12 protein-coding genes are annotated in these 16,464 nt (G+C 66.8%); 7 read left to right on the top strand and 5 right to left on the bottom strand.

The window, feature by feature from the left end; translation table 11 throughout:
* Window positions 1-55 precede the first annotated feature (55 nt).
* On the top strand, window positions 56-1,321 hold the full coding sequence (locus ACOGI4_RS04465) for an aromatic ring-hydroxylating oxygenase subunit alpha (RefSeq protein ID WP_419842729.1): 1,266 nt from the start codon (window positions 56-58) through the stop codon (window positions 1,319-1,321).
* Here ACOGI4_RS04465 and ACOGI4_RS04460 read toward each other — a convergent pair.
* Together ACOGI4_RS04460 and ACOGI4_RS04455 are read right to left on the bottom strand one after the other, a co-directional pair.
* Window positions 1,318-2,334, bottom strand: a complete 1,017-nt coding sequence (locus ACOGI4_RS04460) for a hypothetical protein (RefSeq protein WP_419842728.1) — start codon at window positions 2,332-2,334, stop codon at window positions 1,318-1,320. The two genes, ACOGI4_RS04465 and ACOGI4_RS04460, sit on opposite strands and share 4 nt — an antisense overlap.
* 342 nt (window positions 2,335-2,676) lie before the next feature.
* Window positions 2,677-4,476, bottom strand: a complete 1,800-nt coding sequence (locus ACOGI4_RS04455; RefSeq protein ID WP_419842727.1) for an FAD-dependent oxidoreductase — start codon at window positions 4,474-4,476, stop codon at window positions 2,677-2,679.
* 147 nt (window positions 4,477-4,623) lie between these two features.
* Here ACOGI4_RS04455 and ACOGI4_RS04450 point away from each other — a divergent pair, with 147 nt between their 5' ends.
* Both ACOGI4_RS04450 and ACOGI4_RS04445 read left to right on the top strand, forming a co-directional pair.
* Window positions 4,624-5,409: an SDR family NAD(P)-dependent oxidoreductase gene (locus ACOGI4_RS04450; protein WP_419842726.1), complete on the top strand. Its 786-nt coding sequence runs from the start codon at window positions 4,624-4,626 to the stop codon at window positions 5,407-5,409.
* Window positions 5,406-5,915 (top strand): nuclear transport factor 2 family protein, encoded by a 510-nt coding sequence (locus ACOGI4_RS04445; RefSeq protein WP_419842725.1) that lies wholly within the window; start codon window positions 5,406-5,408, stop codon window positions 5,913-5,915. Before ACOGI4_RS04450 ends, ACOGI4_RS04445 begins: the two co-directional genes overlap by 4 nt.
* A 64-nt stretch (window positions 5,916-5,979) precedes the next feature.
* Here the strand turns inward: ACOGI4_RS04445 and ACOGI4_RS04440 are convergent, their stop codons facing one another.
* Entirely contained in the window at window positions 5,980-7,404 is a 1,425-nt protein-coding gene (locus ACOGI4_RS04440) for an aromatic ring-hydroxylating oxygenase subunit alpha (protein ID WP_419842724.1), read from the bottom strand.
* A gap of 39 nt (window positions 7,405-7,443) precedes the next feature.
* Here ACOGI4_RS04440 and ACOGI4_RS04435 point away from each other — a divergent pair, with 39 nt between their 5' ends.
* Window positions 7,444-8,295 carry a sugar phosphate isomerase/epimerase family protein gene (locus tag ACOGI4_RS04435; protein WP_419842723.1) on the top strand — a complete coding sequence of 284 codons (852 nt, stop codon included), beginning with the start codon at window positions 7,444-7,446 and terminating at the stop codon, window positions 8,293-8,295.
* A gap of 151 nt (window positions 8,296-8,446) precedes the next feature.
* On the top strand, window positions 8,447-9,526 hold the full coding sequence (locus tag ACOGI4_RS04430; RefSeq protein ID WP_419842722.1) for a phosphotransferase: 1,080 nt from the start codon (window positions 8,447-8,449) through the stop codon (window positions 9,524-9,526).
* 528 nt (window positions 9,527-10,054) lie between these two features.
* Here ACOGI4_RS04430 and ACOGI4_RS04425 read toward each other — a convergent pair.
* Window positions 10,055-12,793: a fibronectin type III domain-containing protein gene (locus tag ACOGI4_RS04425; RefSeq protein ID WP_419842721.1), complete on the bottom strand. Its 2,739-nt coding sequence runs from the start codon at window positions 12,791-12,793 to the stop codon at window positions 10,055-10,057.
* A 1-nt stretch (window position 12,794) separates the two neighbouring features.
* On the opposite strand from ACOGI4_RS04425, the gene ACOGI4_RS04420 reads away from it, so the two are divergent.
* Window positions 12,795-12,998 (top strand): hypothetical protein, encoded by a 204-nt coding sequence (locus tag ACOGI4_RS04420; protein ID WP_419842720.1) that lies wholly within the window; start codon window positions 12,795-12,797, stop codon window positions 12,996-12,998.
* Window positions 12,999-13,526: 528 nt separating this feature from the next.
* On the opposite strand, the gene ACOGI4_RS04415 is transcribed toward ACOGI4_RS04420, so the two are convergent.
* On the bottom strand, window positions 13,527-15,635 hold the full coding sequence (locus ACOGI4_RS04415; RefSeq protein WP_419842719.1) for a hypothetical protein: 2,109 nt from the start codon (window positions 15,633-15,635) through the stop codon (window positions 13,527-13,529).
* Between ACOGI4_RS04415 and ACOGI4_RS04410 the strand changes: the two genes are divergently transcribed.
* Window positions 15,622-16,086, top strand: a complete 465-nt coding sequence (locus ACOGI4_RS04410) for a hypothetical protein (protein WP_419841905.1) — start codon at window positions 15,622-15,624, stop codon at window positions 16,084-16,086. The genes ACOGI4_RS04415 and ACOGI4_RS04410 overlap by 14 nt on opposite strands.
* The last annotated feature ends 378 nt before the right edge of the window (window positions 16,087-16,464 follow it).

Raw genomic sequence — 16,464 nt, 5'->3', positions numbered from 1 at the left:
CACGCAGCCACGTCGGGCTGCCCTGCATCGTCGAGCTCGTTAGGGTCGAACACGGATGGACGCCGCGCTGATCGACCGCATCAGGTCCGACATGGCTTATGAGTTCGGGCGTGTCGGCCCGCCCGACGGCTTTCCTGCGTTCGACGACATTCCCGTGGCTCGGCACACCTCCGACGAGTTCGCGCAGCTCGAGAACGCGCACCTGTGGCCCCGCACGTGGGTCATCGCCGGGCGCGCCGAAGACGTTGCTGCGCCGGGCGACTACTTCGTGTTCGCGGACTTGGGCGTTCCGCTGCTGGTGGTACGCGGCACCGATGGCCGGATCCGCTGCTTCTACAACACGTGCCAGCATCGGGGAGCACCAGTGGTACGTGAGGCACGCGGCAGCTCACGCAGGCTGCGGTGCCAGTACCACTCCTGGACGTACGAGATCGACGGCGGCACGCTGGTCTCGCTGCCCGACGAGCGCGACTTCGTCGGCTTGGACCGGTCGGTTCGCTGCCTGCCGCAGGTGAGCTGCGAAACGTTCGCAGGTTTCGTCTTCGTCAATCGCGACCCGGCCGCACAGCCCTTGGCGGACTGGATCGGCCCCATCGCGGAGATCTTCGAGCCCTTCGACTGCGAGCAGCTGCGAGAGATCTACCGCCGCAGCGTGGTCGTGCCGTGCAACTGGAAGGTCACTGCCGAGGCGTTCTTGGAAGTCTACCACTTTCGGCACATCCACTCTCGCAATGGCGTGTCGGTGCTGGACAACCGAGGGGCGGCGATGGGGCTGTACCCGAACGGCCACAGCCGCATGATCACGCCCTACTCCAAGCAGAACTGTCAGCGGGTGGGCATGGATTCGTGGGATGACTGGAAGCTGCTGGACCAAGGCCCGTTCGCGACAGCCCCCCGTGTGCCGGCGATCGTCGACTGCACCAGCACGGCCATCAGCCTGTTTCCGAACATCATCATCCCGCTCGGGCGGATCGGCTTTCCGGTGCTGCTGTTCTGGCCGATGGACAAGCGATCCACCCGCCTCGACTGGATCTACTACGCCCCCACTGCCGGCGGTCGCCACGACTGGGGCGACGGCGAACTGCCGCAGCACTGGCAAGAGCAGCGCGCCGGATTCGACCAGATCATGGACGAGGACATGATGAACATGACGCCCATGCAGGAATCGATGGAGTCACCGGCCCTGCGCGGCATTCCCCTCAACTACCAAGAACGGCGCATCTGGCACCTGCATGAGCAGCTCGACAGAGTCATCGGGCCAGAGCGCATCCCCTCGGCCATGCGCGTGCCGCAACTGCTCCACGACTTCATCGAACGCTAGTCGTATTCTTCAGCCACCATCTGTCCTCGAACGACGGCGAACGGAACCTCAATGAGTGGCCGCAGCTCCTGCTCGAGCTTGGCAAAGAGTTCGGCATCATCTGGAGGGAAGCCTTTTCCAGTGTGAACGCCGAGCAGCGCCCACGCATCTGTACGTGCCATCCGGGTCGGGTCCACGACAATGCTGAGTCGGTTGGCACGGTGATCGACCCATGTCTTGGCCAGCATTTCGGCCAATTCCCATCGGCGCTGTCCACCGTCGGCAGCCTCAAGAAGCAGAGAGACTCCACGGCCGTTGTCGAACGCCTCATACGCGGCGATAAGCGCAGCGTGGGTCACGGCGGCACCGGTGCGAATCTCCACATCGTGGTGTTGTGCAGCGAGCGCAGCGGCGGCAGGGTTTGGCGGTTCTTGGCCGGTCAACCATAGCCAAGCGACGAACGGCTCGTCCGGCCGCGGGAGCACACCTGTACCTGCCACTGACCTGTCCACAAAATACCAATCAAGAGCGTCAATATCCCAGCCAGCAGTTCGCGTAGACTCTAATGTTCGCAAGCTAGCAAGCACCATCTCCATCTCTGGGACACGGTCGAGACGTCGCTGTGCTTCTGACGGCAGCACACCATAAGCCATGGAATATGCAGCGACAGTGCAACGGTAGTGATGGCGGTCAATACAGCGCTCGATGCCACGTACTGCCCGTATGGGATAGTCTCCACATTCGGTGCTGCGGATGCTGCCACCGTCTGCGTCGTCGATGATGACTTCGTCTTCGTGTCCGAACGGACCTTGAACGTGCATGCGCTGATGCAGCCAAAGCTCGTCGCTTGTCTCGTCGTATTGGGTAAGACCCTTCGGCAAACTCAGCACGAAGCGCACCATGAAGTCTGAGTCGCTTTGCAGATCACGCCCCTGGTCGAGATACGCACATCGACCATCTATGCGCAACGTTCCTTCAATCTCAAACTCTATCGAAGCTGTTTCGCCCGAAACTGACCATTGCGGCTCATACATCTCATGGAAGTCTGCCCACGGTAATGGCAGGACATTCGCTGGACGTGGGCCCCAAACGCTCCCCGAAGTAGCAGTGGCTGCCGCTGTTGGAGTCGGCCGCGTATCGGTATGCGTCGGCAACAATATCGGCACCGATTGCGTCGGTTCTGCACTCGAATTGTCGCTAGCTGGATCAGTTGTGTTCTCGCCGATTGTGCAGGCAGCTACCATGAGCAGGACCACCATAGGCCACCAACGGAACTGTATCTTCATGAGCATCTTAGCGATGTGTCGTGCCGGGGTTTGTCCGCAGGGTGCTGGTGGGTTGAGCCTCTTGTGCGTGCGTGGCGACTGTCTTGGAATTCACGGCGCTGCGGCGACGGTGCGTGCGGCATCGCGGCCCGCGATGAAGCCGGTGGTGATGGCGGGGCCGAGCGTGCCGCCGGCGCCTCCGTAGGCCATCCCGGTGGGTGCCGCCATCGCGTTGCCCGCTGCGTACAGACCGTCGATGACACCGCCGGCACTCGCCAGCACGCGACACCTCGTGTCGGTCTTGGGACCGCCGTTGGTGCCCAGCGCACCGAGCTCGATCTCCACGGCGTAGTACGGCGGCTCGTCGAGCGGCCCGAGCGTCGCACCGACGCCAGCGATGCGCCGATCGCCGTTGAAGGTGTCGTACGCGCTGTCACCGCGGCCGAACTCCGTGTCGCTTCCGGTTGCTGTGTCGGTGTTGAAGCGCGCCACCGTGGCCTCCAGCGAGCGAGCCGGGACGCCGATCTTCCCGGCGAGTTCGTCGAGCGTGTCGGCGCGTGCCATCCAGCTCGGCGCCTCCGACCCGGGCGGTGCTCCTGCGACGTCGTAGCTCAGCTTGTGTCGGTGATCGAACACGAGCCAGCACGGAAGATTCGGGTAGCAGAAGCCGGCGGCGTCGAAGGTGTGGAACGCGCCGCCCATAGCGTTGTAGTTGCCGGCCTCATTGGTGAATCGCTTGCCGAGCGCATTCACCATGATCGATCCAGGACGGGTTCGCTCCAGCAGGATCAGCCGCACCCGAGGATGCCCGAAGCTGTGCTCGCCGGGCACCCGCACCACCGGCACCCACCAAGCGCTGGACATGTTGTCCAGCCGCGCGCCGGCCCACATGGCCATGCTCAGCCCGTCGCCCGTGTTGGTCGGCGCACCCGCAGGCGCCGTCATCGGGCCTCGCAAGAAGGCTGCGGTGAGCTCAGGATTCCATTCGAAACCGCCGGTTGCGATGATCGCCGCTCCGGCTCGGATCACACGCCCGTCGACCAGCTCAATGCCACGCACACGCGCTCCCGAATCGGGCCCGTGAGCGCCGCTGCCGCCGGGGTCCGCAGAGTGATCCTGCGTGATCAGGCGGCGGGCCGGTGCTCGCAGCAACGGCGCAATTCCTCGGTCCAGCACGCCGCGCAACAGCGCCCCTACCAGCGCCAGCCCCATACCGTGCTCACCGCGTCGCGCCCGCTCAGCAAGCACCTCAGCAGGCGGCAGTTCGGTCGCACCGCCCAGCGGCGTCTCGGTGAGCATGATCGGATGGGCGCCGCGGTCGTTACGCACGCATGCCGCCCAGTCGCCGAGCTCGTCGAAGCTGAACAGCGCGTTGTCGACTGAGCGCCCGCCGCCCGGCAGACCCCCGGGATGCTCGGGGTGATAGTCGGGGTAGCCGCGGATCAGGTGGAACCCGCACGGGGTGTGCTCGTCGAGGTAGCGCAGCGCCTCGGGCCCGGTGTCCACCAAGGTGGCGACCATGTCGGAGTCGATGCGCCCCAACGAGAGCGCTTGGAGATACGCGAGTGCTTGGCTGCGGCTGTCGGCTATGCCTGCCTCGGCCTGCAAGTGATTCACCGGCATCCAGATGATCCCGCCGCTCATCGCCGTGGTGCCGCCGACGAGATCCGACTTCTCGACCAGCGCGACCGAGGCGCCGCCGTCTGCCGCGGCGATAGCGGCAACCAGTCCAGCGGCACCGCCGCCCATGACCACCACATCGACAGCCTTCGCCTCAATGTCGGTCGGGGCGTACTCGCTGCGGTCTCGGGATGCGGTGTGGTGTGACCCTGTGTGGCCTGGCCCTGCGTGATCTGGCATAGAGCCGCGTCCCTCGTCCGGCACCCGACCGTCAGCCAAGGCGCTGCGCATGCCGTTCAGGTTCGCGCAGCTCGCACGCACCGTGCAGCGACTGAGGTGACCGGAAGCGGGGCTCGCTCACGCGACGTCATGTCAGCGGCTTGCTGCATGCGCTGCATCTGCGGGGCATCTCGCTGACGCGGCATCTAAGGTCGCAACGTGAACGAGAATCGAATTGAGGCCCGACCGCTTGAAGCGCTGATAGATCTGCGTGGCAAGCGAGCGCTGGTCACCGGAGGGGGCAAAGGCATCGGGCGGGCCATCGCATCCAGGTTCCTCGAAGCCGGTGCTGCGGTGACCATCGCTGACGCCGACCCCGACGCCGCATCGACGGCCGCGGAGGTTGGTGCAGCCTTCGCACGCTGCGACATCACCCAGCCCGGCGACCTCGCCGAGGCGTTGTCGGCTGCGGCTGCCGGCACAGGCACCGACGCCATCGACGTGCTCGTGAACAACGCCGGCATCTTCCCGACCACCGGTTCGATGCTCGACGCCACCGACGAGTTCGTCGCTCGAATGCTCGAGGTCAACGTGCGGGCTCAGTTCAGCGCTGCGCGCGAAGCCGCCAAGCGGATGCCCAACGGCGGGTGCATCATCAACATGGCGTCCATTGCTGCGCTCGGCGGCGGGGCGCACATCTCCGCCTACAGCGCCTCAAAGGCAGCGGTAGTCGCGCTGACGCGTGCTTTCGCGAACGAACTCGGACCGAAGGGCATCCGAGTGAACGCGATTGCCCCGGGCGTCATCGACACACCGGGCGTGCGCGCCGAGACTCCCGCGTTGCTCGCCAGCGGCTTGGACATCGAAACGGTGATCGCGGCCAATCCGCTGCGGACTGCCGGCCACCCCGACCACATCGCTCGCGTTGCGGTGTTTCTGGCCAGCGAGCTGGCCTGCTTCGTGAACGGGCATGTGCTCGTCGTCGACGGCGGGTCGCGAGCGTGACGCCCTCTGCGCACAGCGACAACATGGAGGCGGCCCGACACCAGATCCACGATGCGCTGCTGACCTACTGCCGCGGCATCGACCGGCTGCGTCCGGAGCTCATCTGCGCTGCGTTCCATCCCGGCGCCACACTGCACGACTACGGCCCGACGCCGCTGCGCATCGAGCAGTTCGCCGAATCCGCGCCAGCTTCCCTCGAAGCCAAGTTCGTGGCGACCCAGCACCGGCTGAGCAACACGGCCATCGAATTCGACGCGGACGCGACCGGCGCCACGGTCGAGAGTTACGTGCTGGCGTTCCACTGGGAAGACACTTCAGAGGGAGCGAGGCTGCACACCTTCAACGGCCGCTACATCGATCGCTTCGCACAACGTGACGGTCACTGGAAGATCGCTCAGCGCCACCTGCGTGTGGACGGGACCAGCGTCGAGCGCATCTACGCCACGATGGGCGAGCGCTGGGTTCGCAGCGGACGTGGCAGCAGCGCCGACCCGCTGTGGGCCTGAGCGGCCGAGCCCCAGTCGCAGCGCCCAGCCTGAGAGCTACAGCTCAAGGGCTACAGGAGAACGGCTACGGCTTCGCAGCGGATTCGCCGGCGGCGATGCACTCACGCACGCGCCGCTGCAGATGCCGCACCCGCGACTCCTGATAGTTGCCGAGCGTCTGACCGGCCTTGGCACTGGCCTTGAATCCCCGCGTCTGTGCCGCCAAGTTCGCGGTGTCCTGGTCGTACACCCGCCCGAGTCCGCCGAGGCCGCTCGCGAGCGTGTAGCTGTCGTCCACCTCTAATTCCACCACCTGCGGCGGCGGGGGCGCATCGCCGTTCGCGGGCCGCGGTCGCATCATCAACAGCTCGAAGCTGCAGACATCGACATCGTCGGGGTCCGGCAGGAAGCGGTACACCATCGGCAGCGACAAGCCCGGGAAGAAGAACGCATTGGGAAACAAGAAGTACTCGATGCTGTCGAGCGTGACCGACTGGCTCAAGCCCGAGAAATCGTGCCCGTACTGAGCGCCCATGGTGTCCTTGGTGAGCTGCGCGTAGAAATCACGCGCTCGTAGTCCCGCGGGAAGCTCCAACGGTTCCATGCCGTGGCGAATGTTGCGGGTCAGGTGGTCCAGCATCTGCTGCTCGGTCCGCGGGACCGGTCGCTCGGGTCCGTCCATGCCGATGGTGTGGATGAAGCGAGACACGTTGGGCTCGAAGACGTCGTACTGCGCAGTCACCTCGTCGCCGGGCCGGCCCGTGGCGTGGGTTTCGCGCACGTGGTACGCCTCGATGAACGCCTCCGCGGCGGCCTTCCAGTTGCACGGCAGACGCTTGCGCACATGCGTCTCGATGTAGCGCTGATCGAGATCCCATTCACCGCATATCTCAGCGAAGTGCCGAGGGAGCACACCGAGGTACTGCTCCAGCGGCATCACGTCCGGGTCGAAGCTCACGAACACGAAGCCGCCCCACACGCCCACCGGAATCTCCGCCAATCGGTGGCTCTCAGCGCTGACATGGGGAAAGTCCCAGCGGGAAGGCACGTCGATCAGCTCGCCTTCCAGCGACCAGGTCCAGCCGTGGAACGGGCACGTGAGCTGCTGCGCGAATCCGCACGAACCGGCCGGACGCAGCTGCGTGCCACGGTGCATGCAGGAGTTGACGTAGGCCTTGATCTCGCCGTGACCGGCCCGGACCACGAGTGCCGAGTACGGCCCCACGTCGTAGACGCAGTAGTCGCCAGGTTCGGGAAGGTGGTCGAGATGGCAGGCCCATTGCCACACCTTCCCCCACACATGGCTGATTTCCTGCTCGGCATGGCGCGCGCTGAGGTACGGCTCGAAGGGGAGGTCCTCGTCGCCCTCGAACGACGGCGACTCGGTCAGCAGCGGTTCCGGCGGCCGAATGGGGTCAGCCAGAAGCTGCTCTCGCAGCGTCAAGCCTGGACCACGAGCGGTCGCGGCTGAGTTGGCGGGCAGCGCCGAGCCGGCCAGATGCTCACCCATGGGCGCGACAGTACCCGCGCTGCGCGCAAGACTCGCTCGATGAGCGACAACGCACGCAGTCTCGGCCCGAACGACCTCGTCTGGGATCACTTCAGCCGTCCCCGCTTCGACGACGTGCCGGCACGCATACGCGCCGCCGCAGACGCCGGCTTCGCGGCAGTCGGGCTGTACCTCGGCGCTTGGGAACGACTGCGAGCCGACGCCGCAGAGGTGCAGCGAATCGAGCGAGCGCTGGCGGAGACCGGGCTGGTGATCGCCAACATCGAGGTGGTACGGGGCTGGGCCAGCCCGCACCGTGCCGACACGGCATGCACCCGCCAAGAAGCCCTCGCGTACGAGATCGCCGATCGCTTCGGATGCCGCTACCTGCAGGCCATCGGCAGCTACAGCGGCGCCATCGCCCAAGCGGCGGAGGGGTTCGCAGCGCTGTGCGACCGGGCCGCCGACCATGGACTGCTCGTCGGGCTGGAGTGGGTTCCCTCGCTCACCAACATCCCCACCGCAGCCGTGGCCCGCGAGATCGTCAGCGAAGCCGATCACCCCAGCGGCGGCTACTGCTTCGACAGCTGGCACCTCACCCGCTCCACGAACGACCTCGACGACCTGCGCTGCTTGAACGGCAGCAAGATCTTCGCGACGCAGTTCAACGACGGTCCGGTGGCGCCCGCGCATCCCGACTACCTCCACGACTGCCTGACGAATCGGGTCCCGCCAGGACACGGAGAGTTCGCACTCGTCGAGATGGTCCGCGTCCTCGATGAGCTGGGCTCGACCGCGCCGATCGGTCTCGAAGTGTGCTCAGCGCAGCTGTGGGCGGACGATGTCGCCTTTGCAGCGCAGGCAGCCGCGGACGGGATGCGCGCCGTCTTGCGCCAAGCCCGCCGAAGGTGAACTTGGGGCGACTGCAGTGACGGTGTTACGCGCTCGGTGCAGCATCCCGGCCAGCGTCTAGTTTCGAGCGAAGCTGCTGTCGGTGGGGTACCGACACGAGCAGTGACAGCGTGTGCGCGATAGGCGACGACGTGGCGCAGGGAAGGACACCATGACACTGCCGATGACACCGACAGACATCACCGCCGAATGGCTGAATGACGCCGTTGGCGGGAGCAACAGCGCCGTCACCGCCGGTCGTTCCATCGTGGACGTCGCCGTCACCGACATCGGCGACGGCACGGGCATCTTCGGCGAGATCGCACGCCTGTCGCTCACGCTCGAAGACGGCTCGTCCACCTCCTTGGTGGCCAAGATGCCGTGTACGGAGCCCGCCAACCTCCATGTCGCGCAGATGCTCGGCATCTACGAACGCGAGATGCACATGTTCGAACAGGTGCTGGACCGTTCGCCGATGCACGCACCCGCGTGCCGGCTGGTGGAGCGCGGCCCCGACGGTCAGTTCGTGCTGCTGCTCGACGACATGAGCACGAACTGGACTGTCGGCGACCAGATCGTCGGCGCGACCATCCCCCAAGCAGAGCAGGTCGTCGATGCGCTGGCCGAGTTCCATGTCCACTGGTGGGAGAGCCCTGAGCTGGACCGCATGGAGTGGCTGCCGAAGCCGAACGCGCCGCAGTACACCGCAGTGGTGCCCGGTCTCTACCGGGCGGGCTTGGAGGGGCTGCAGTCGGACTGGGCCGACAAGGTGCCCCCGCAGTCCGTCGACGTGGCCTTGGCGCTCGCGCCCCGCTTCGAGGACATCCACGAACGAACCGCCGGCGGCCCCACCACCCTCATCCACACCGACACGAGGCTGGACAACATCTTCTTCGCCGCCGACGGCAGCGGCAAGGTGGCCTTCATCGACTTCCAGCTGGCGCTCGCGGGACGCGGCGTCGCCGACATCGCCTACATGGTCGGCACCAGCGTGCCGCACGCTGACGCCGCGCAGCATTGGGAGGCGCTGCTGCGCCGGTGGCACGGGCGCATCGTCGACCAAGGCATCGACTACGCCTTCGACGACGCGCTCACGGCATACCGAGAAGCGGCGCTCTACTACCTGTCAGGTGCGATGGCACTCATCGGCACCTTCGACACCGGCAACGAGCGCGGTGCGGCTTGGGCCGAGGCGTACACGACGCGCATGTTCAACCACGTCGTGGATATCGACGCTGTCAGCGTGCTGTAGCCGCCGCTGTCTGTCGGCTGTGTCTTGTCCGGGTGGAGTGTGGGCAGGGGCCTGCGTGCTCAAACAGCTGCGACGCCATTGCTGAACGCTGAGGGTGACTGGCTGCGAGCGCGACTGTCGGCTGTGTCTTGTCCGGGCGGGGTGTGGGCAGGGGCCTCCGTGCTCAAACAGCTGCGACGCATCTGCTGGGCGCGCGGGTGGGTGGCGTCGCAGAACTGCGCGCGGAGGCCCCTGCCCACACCCCGCCCTCGTTGGTGAGACCGCTCGCCCCGAACGACGGGCGCCGGTCGGTCGTACACCGTTCCCCTGCCCACGCTCCGCCCTCGCCGGTGGGACCGCTCGCCCCGAACTACGGGTGTCGCACGGTCCCCCGGCGGTTTGCCTGGCCGCGTTCCGCCCTGGTTGGTGAGATCGTTCGCCGCCCGCCAGATGCAGGCTCGCGGTGACCGCACCAGCCTGTCGAGCTGTCCAACAGCCGGCTGCCGGCCGGCGCGGGGCGCGCTCGGCCGGCGCGGCGGGCGACTGCGGCTATGAGGCTTTGGTCCACCAGTGGGTGCGGCGGATGGGGGACCAGCGGTTGCAGGCCTCGGAGTAGGCCACGACGCTTGCCCGCAGCCGATACCCCGCCCCTGCTGCGTGGCCGGTGAGCGTCACGGTGCGTGTCAGGGTGGGACTGTTGGACTCGAAGGTGCCTGCGGTGACGCGTTCGCCGGTGGTCATGTTCACCACCTCATAGGCGTAGCGGACGCGTCTGGCGAAGTGCGGCTCCCCCGGGCGGGTGTACGCGCAGCGCGTGTCGCGTCGCGTGTCGCTGATCGCAGCCGGCTTGGCCCAGGTGACAGTCACACGGTCGCGTCTGGACGTGTCCACGCTCAGGTCCCGCACCGGCGTCGGCGCCGCCAACGGACGCTTGGGCACCGCAGGCGGGTCGCCTGTGGCGGTCACAGCGAACGTGCGGGCGGCGGGCGGGGAGAAGCTCCAGCACGCTGCGCTGTAGGCGTGCACCTCCACCGTGTACCCGACGCCGGGCGTCAGTCCGGTGACCAGCCAGCTCGTGACGCCTGAGAGCACCAGCGACTCCGCCGCCACACGCCCCTTGCTGTCGCGTATGCGCACCAGATACCCCGACGCCCCGCAAGCGCCGCCTGCGGGCGCAGACCACGACACCAACAGCACGCCGCCCCCCGACACAGTGCGCACCCCCGACGGCGCCCACGGCCTCCCCGACACCGACACACCACCAGAACCACCGCCGCCCGAGCCTCCGCCCGAACCGCCGCCCGAGCCGGAGCCGCCGCCGCCAGAACCGCCTCCGCCTCCGGAGGGGACCCTCGGCGCCGCCGTCGTAGCAGTCGCAGCAGTCGTCGTCGTAGCACCAGCCGTCGTGGTCGTCGCAGCAGTGGTGGTCGTTGTCGTGGCAGCAGTAGTCGTGGTGGTGGTGGTTGTTGTGGCGCCGACGGTGTGGGTGGCCCAGTCCGACCACGGTCCCCACCCGTTGGTGTTGCGGGCCTGGATGCGCACCCGCCACCTGCCGTTGCCGATCGCCCCGACCGGGCCCCACGCCGCGGACGTCGTGGAAGCACCCGAGCTGGTGATGTTCACCTGCCCCGACCGCGACCCCGCCGGGGTCTCCCACTGGCGACGGTACAAATTGATCGTCGCATCGTTCGGGTTCGTCCACGTCATGTCGAACAGATTCGACCCCGCACGCCGCGAGAACGACAGCCCCGTCGGCTTCGCCGGCACCCCCGCCGCAACCGTCGTCGACACAGAAGTCGTGGACGTCGAGGTGGACGTGCTGCTGGTGGCGGACGTGGTGGTGGTGGCGGTCTCGCCCTCGCCTATGCGGGCGCTCACCCAGTCCGACGCGGCGCCCTCGCCGTTCGCGTTGAGGGCCTGCACACGCGCCCTCCAGGTCCCGTCGCCGATGCCCCCGCTCGGAGTGAACGCCACCGTAGTCGTCTCCGCGTCCGAGCCCGACACCGTCAACCACCCCAACTCCGTCCCGTCCGGTTTCCGATACCTGTACCGCCAGCTCGTGATCGACGAATCACCCGGATCGGACCACGACAGATCGAACGTGTTCGTCCCCGCACGCCGCTCCAACGTCACCCCCGACGGCTTCGGCGGCAACCGATCCGACGAACCCCCGCCCGAGGAGCCCTCGTCGTCGTCCACGATCACGAACGCCGCCCACCCCAGCACCGCCCCAACGTCCTCGTCCTGATACGCGGGACGCAGGTACACCGACTCGTGCCTGTCCTCGTCGACCTCGTCGCCCAGCACACCCAACACCAACGAACCCTGCGTCTCCCCCCGGGCGATGCTGATCGTGTCCCCGTTCGGCCAGCAGTAATCCGCACCCGACGACGGCGAACTGCACGACGTCGACGAATCGTAATTCGAGTTCACCGTCGCCGTCTGACCCGACACCGCCCTCACCCTCACCGACCGGCCCCCCACCGGCGCAGCCTCAGGCAACGTCACCGACAACGTCACATTCTTCGTCCCCGAATCGCCCTCCGTCACCAACACCGGACTCGCACGCGCCACGATCACATTGCCCGCCGTCCCCGGCGCGTCGCTGAACGGCTCGGTCTCCTCGCCGTTCCCCGCATCGTTCACCGCCCGAATCTTCACCCAACTCGCCGCAGACGCAGGCGCCAAAAACGTCACCGTCGACGCACCAGAATTCGGAATGTCCACCCACGCCGTCGAATCCCTCGCAGCCTGACGAGTGTTCGTCGCAGTCGGCAACACCACGTACTGATACTTCGAAATCGACGAATCACCAGGATCCACCCACAACAACCGCAACCCACCCACACCCCGCACAACCACAAAACCCACCGGCACCTCCGGCACCGGCGAATTCGCACCATCATCATCAACAATCAACAAACGAACTGTTCCTTGGAGAGAGCCCGGGGCGCTGGCCCGGATGACCCGGTACTCAGTCGCAGACTCCTGGGTCGTGTCCCCGATCACACCGAACACCAACGTGCCCGCGCTCTCCCCCTGCCCGATCGTGATCGTCTTCCCGTTCGGGAAACAGATGTCAGCCGTCGCAGGGTTCGGCGCAGAACACGACGTCGACGCGTAATTCAGATTCCACGTCGCCGACGCCGTCCCCGAACCCGTGATGCCCGACAGCGTCACCACCAGGCCGCCCTGCGGCGCCGCCTCAGGCAACGACACCGCCAGCGACACATTGGTCACGTCCGCGTTGCCCTCAGTCACCGTCGACGGCTGCACCGAGAGACTCATCGTGTTCGCCGACGTGCGCGGCGTCGCCACCCTGACATCAGACGCCACACTGTTGCCGCTCGCGTTCACCGCCCGAATCTTCACATACCGCGTGCTGCTCAACGCCAACCTCGGCGACGCCGTCGACCCCGCACCCGAGCCCGGAATGTCGGTCCAGCTCGTCGAAGTCTCCGCCTCAGCGAAGCTCGACCCCGTGGCGTACTGATACTTGATGATCGACGAATCCCCCGGATCATGCCAAAACAGCCCGATCCCGCCCTGCATACCATAAGCGACCAAACCCACAGGCTGCGCAGGCGCCGTGCCTTGACCCCCGACACCCGACGGCACCAACACCACACCCGCAGCCAACAGCACTACCCCAACCAGCCCCCAAACCGAACTGCGCCAACGGCCCGCCAACGCGCGCGGCCGCTCAGCCACGCACCCCCCCCCCCGCAGGAACAGCTCACACGACCGTCACAACTCATCGATACCATTCCCATTCCGACGGCCACCAGCCGACTCACTCACCCGGCTCACTCTACACACCGAACCGAACAAGCCGAGCCTACATTCCGCCTGCCGACCGACACACCGCTACACGTCCCAGACCTCGTCCAAGGCACCTAGGACGGCATCGTGCCGCCGTCCACCGGGAACATGCAGCCGGTCATGTTGCGTGCCGTATCGGAGGCGAGGTGTACCGCTACGGCTGCTGCGGGTCAGTCGGCGAAACAGCCGCGGCCGGCGCCTATGGGGCTTTGGTCCACCAGAAGACGCGGCGTATCGCGGACCAGCGTTTGCAGGTCTCCGAATAGGCCACGACGCTGACACGCAGCCGATACCCCGCGCCCGCTGCGTGACCGGTGAGCGTCACGGTGCGTGTGAGGGTGGGGCCGGCGGACTCGAAGGTGCCCGCGCCGACGCGTTCGCCGGTGGTCACATTGTGGACCTCATAGGCGTAGCGGACGGTCTTCACCCAGTGCGGCACACCCGGACGGGTGTACGCGCAACGCACATCGCGCTGCACGTCCGGCGTGGCAGCCGGTTTCGTCCAGGTGACCGTCACCCGACCCGGCTTGCCGGTGTCCACTTTCAGTTCCTGCACCGGCATCGGGCTCATCAACGGACGCCTCGGCGGAACCGGCGGCCTGCCCGCCGCGGTGACCGTGAACGTGCGCGTCACCGCAGGCGAGAAGCTCCAGCACACAGCGCTGTACGCCAGCACTTCTGCGGTGTAGCTCACGCCGGGGGTGAGGCCGGTCACCAGCCAGCTCGTGGTGCCCGACAGCACCAGCGACTCCGCCACCACACGCCCCACACCCGACCCGCCGCCACGAGACCGTTCGCGGATTCGCACCAGAAAGCCCGACGCCTCACAAGCACCGCCGCCCGGCACCGACCACGACACCAGCAGCACACCGCCGCCGGACTCGACGCGCACACCTGACGGCTGCCACGGCCTCCCAGACACCGCCACACCACCAGAACCACCCGAACCGCCAGAGCCGCCCCCACCGCCGCCCCCGCCTGAACCGCCCGCGCCGCCGGAGCCTCCTCCCGACGAAGACCGCGGCGCCGTCGTCGTCGTGCTGGTCGTCGCGGCAGTCGTCGTAGTCATAGTGGTCGTCGGTGCCGTCGTCGTAGTCGGCGATGTCGTGGTCGTCGTCGTAGTGGTGGTCGTCGGTGCCGTCGTCGTAGTCGTGGTCGTCGGTGCCGTCGTCGTAGTCGTGGTGGTTGTTGTGGTCGTCGTGGTGGTGGTCGTGGTGGTGGTGGTCGTAGTCGTAGTGGTGGTCGTGGTGGTTGTTGTGGTGGTGGTGGGGACGGTGAACGACGCCCACGACGACACCGGCCCCAGCCCGCTCGCGTTACGCGCCCGAATCTGCAACCTCCACTTGCCCGCAGTGATCCCCGACGGCGGACTGAACGCCAACGACGTCGTCGAACTGCCCGAACCCGGCACATTCCTCCACGAGGACTTCGTCCCCGCAGGAGTCCCCCACCTGTACGCCCACCGAGTGATCGACGCATTGTTCGGATTCGTCCACGACGCATCGAACGTGTTCGTGCTGCCACGCCGACTGAACGACAACCCCGTCGGCTTCGCAGGCACCGGCACCGTCGTCGTCGTCGTAGTCGGCGGTGTCGTGGTCGTAGTCGTAGTGGTCGTCGTCGTGGTGGTCGTGGTGGTGGTGGTCGTCGGCGGCGGTGCCGTAGTCGTCGTGGTCGTAGTCGGCGGTGCCGTAGTCGTCGTGGTCGTAGTCGTCGTAGTGGTCGTGGTGGTGGTGGTCGTTGTGGTTGTTGTCGTCGTAGTGGTGGTCGTGGTCGGCGATGTAGTCGTGGTGGTCGTCGTCGACGGTGCCGTGGTAGTGGTACTCGTTGTGGTGGCGGGTGTGCCCACCGTGGTCTCCGCCCAGTCCGACCACGGCCCCCACCCATCCGTCCCGGGCGTGGCCGGGTACCGCGCCCGGATCCGGCAACGCCACTTGCCGTCGAACACCCCCGACCGACTCCACGCGAACGAAGTGCTCCCAGAATTCGAACCCGCTAAATTGGCCGCCGGATCCGACGACCCGTCAGGACGCCCGATCTGCACCCCGTAATAGCGGATGCCCGAAGAATCGGTCGGCTTCGTCCAGAACAGATCAAAAGTCGACCGCGGTGTCGCACGATGCGAACACCGCAACCCCGTCGGCTTCCTCGCCGGCACCGTAGTAGTCGTAGTAGTAGTAGTCGGCGCATTGTCGCCGTCGTCGTCGGTAACGAGCAGGCGGGCATAGCCGCGCACATTGCCCGGCGTCGCATCCGCCCGCAAGATCAGATACTCCGTCGCGGCCTCCTGCACCGTGTCGGCCCTCACCTTGAACACCATCGACCCCGTCGTGTTGCCCTGCGCGATCGGGAACGACACCCCGTTCGGCCAGCACACATCAGCAGACGCCGGCGACGGCGCACTGCACGACGTCGAACCCGAAGTGTTCGTGTTCCACGTCACCTTGTCGCCGCCCCCCTCCACACGGCTCAACGTCACCGTCGCGCCACCCGACGGCGCCGCAGCCGGCAACGTCACCGAAACCGTCACATCAACCGTCCCCGAATCGCCCTCCGCCACCGTCGCAGGCGCCACCGACACCGTCAGCACCGATGTGGGCACCACCGTCGCACGAACATTAGTCGCCGCGCCCCCCACCGAACTGAACGCCCGGATCTTCATGCGCACCGTCCCCGACAGCCCCGACAGCGCCGCCGACGTCGACGACCCGTCCGTGTTAGGCAAGTCCAACCAGTTGTCCGAACCCGTCGCATACTGATACTTCGTAATGCTGCTGTCCCCAGGATCATCCCAAAACAACTGCACCCCACCCAACACACCAACCATCACAAACCCCGTCGGCGCCGCAGGCCCCGACGAACCCTGACCCCCCACCGACGACGGCACCAACACCACCCCAGCCGCCAACAGCACTACCCCAACCAACCCCCAAACCGAACTGCGCCAACCGCCGGCACCAGCGCGCAGCCCATCAGCCACGCAACAACCCCCCCCCCCCTCCCCAGGACGGCACCCAAAACGTGCAACGCGACTACGGCCAAGCATCAACGCCACTCCTCAAGCATCCAGCGCATCGCTATGGTACAGCAGACGCAGACGACGAACTCACACAATCTCCAGAGCACGAGCACCTTGA

The sequence above is a fragment of the Candidatus Poriferisodalis sp. genome, from assembly GCF_965205175.1.
Taxonomy (GTDB): domain Bacteria; phylum Actinomycetota; class Acidimicrobiia; order Acidimicrobiales; family Poriferisodalaceae; genus Poriferisodalis.
Note: the sequence above shows the minus strand (reverse complement) of the source record. Positions and strands in the feature narration are given on the sequence as shown.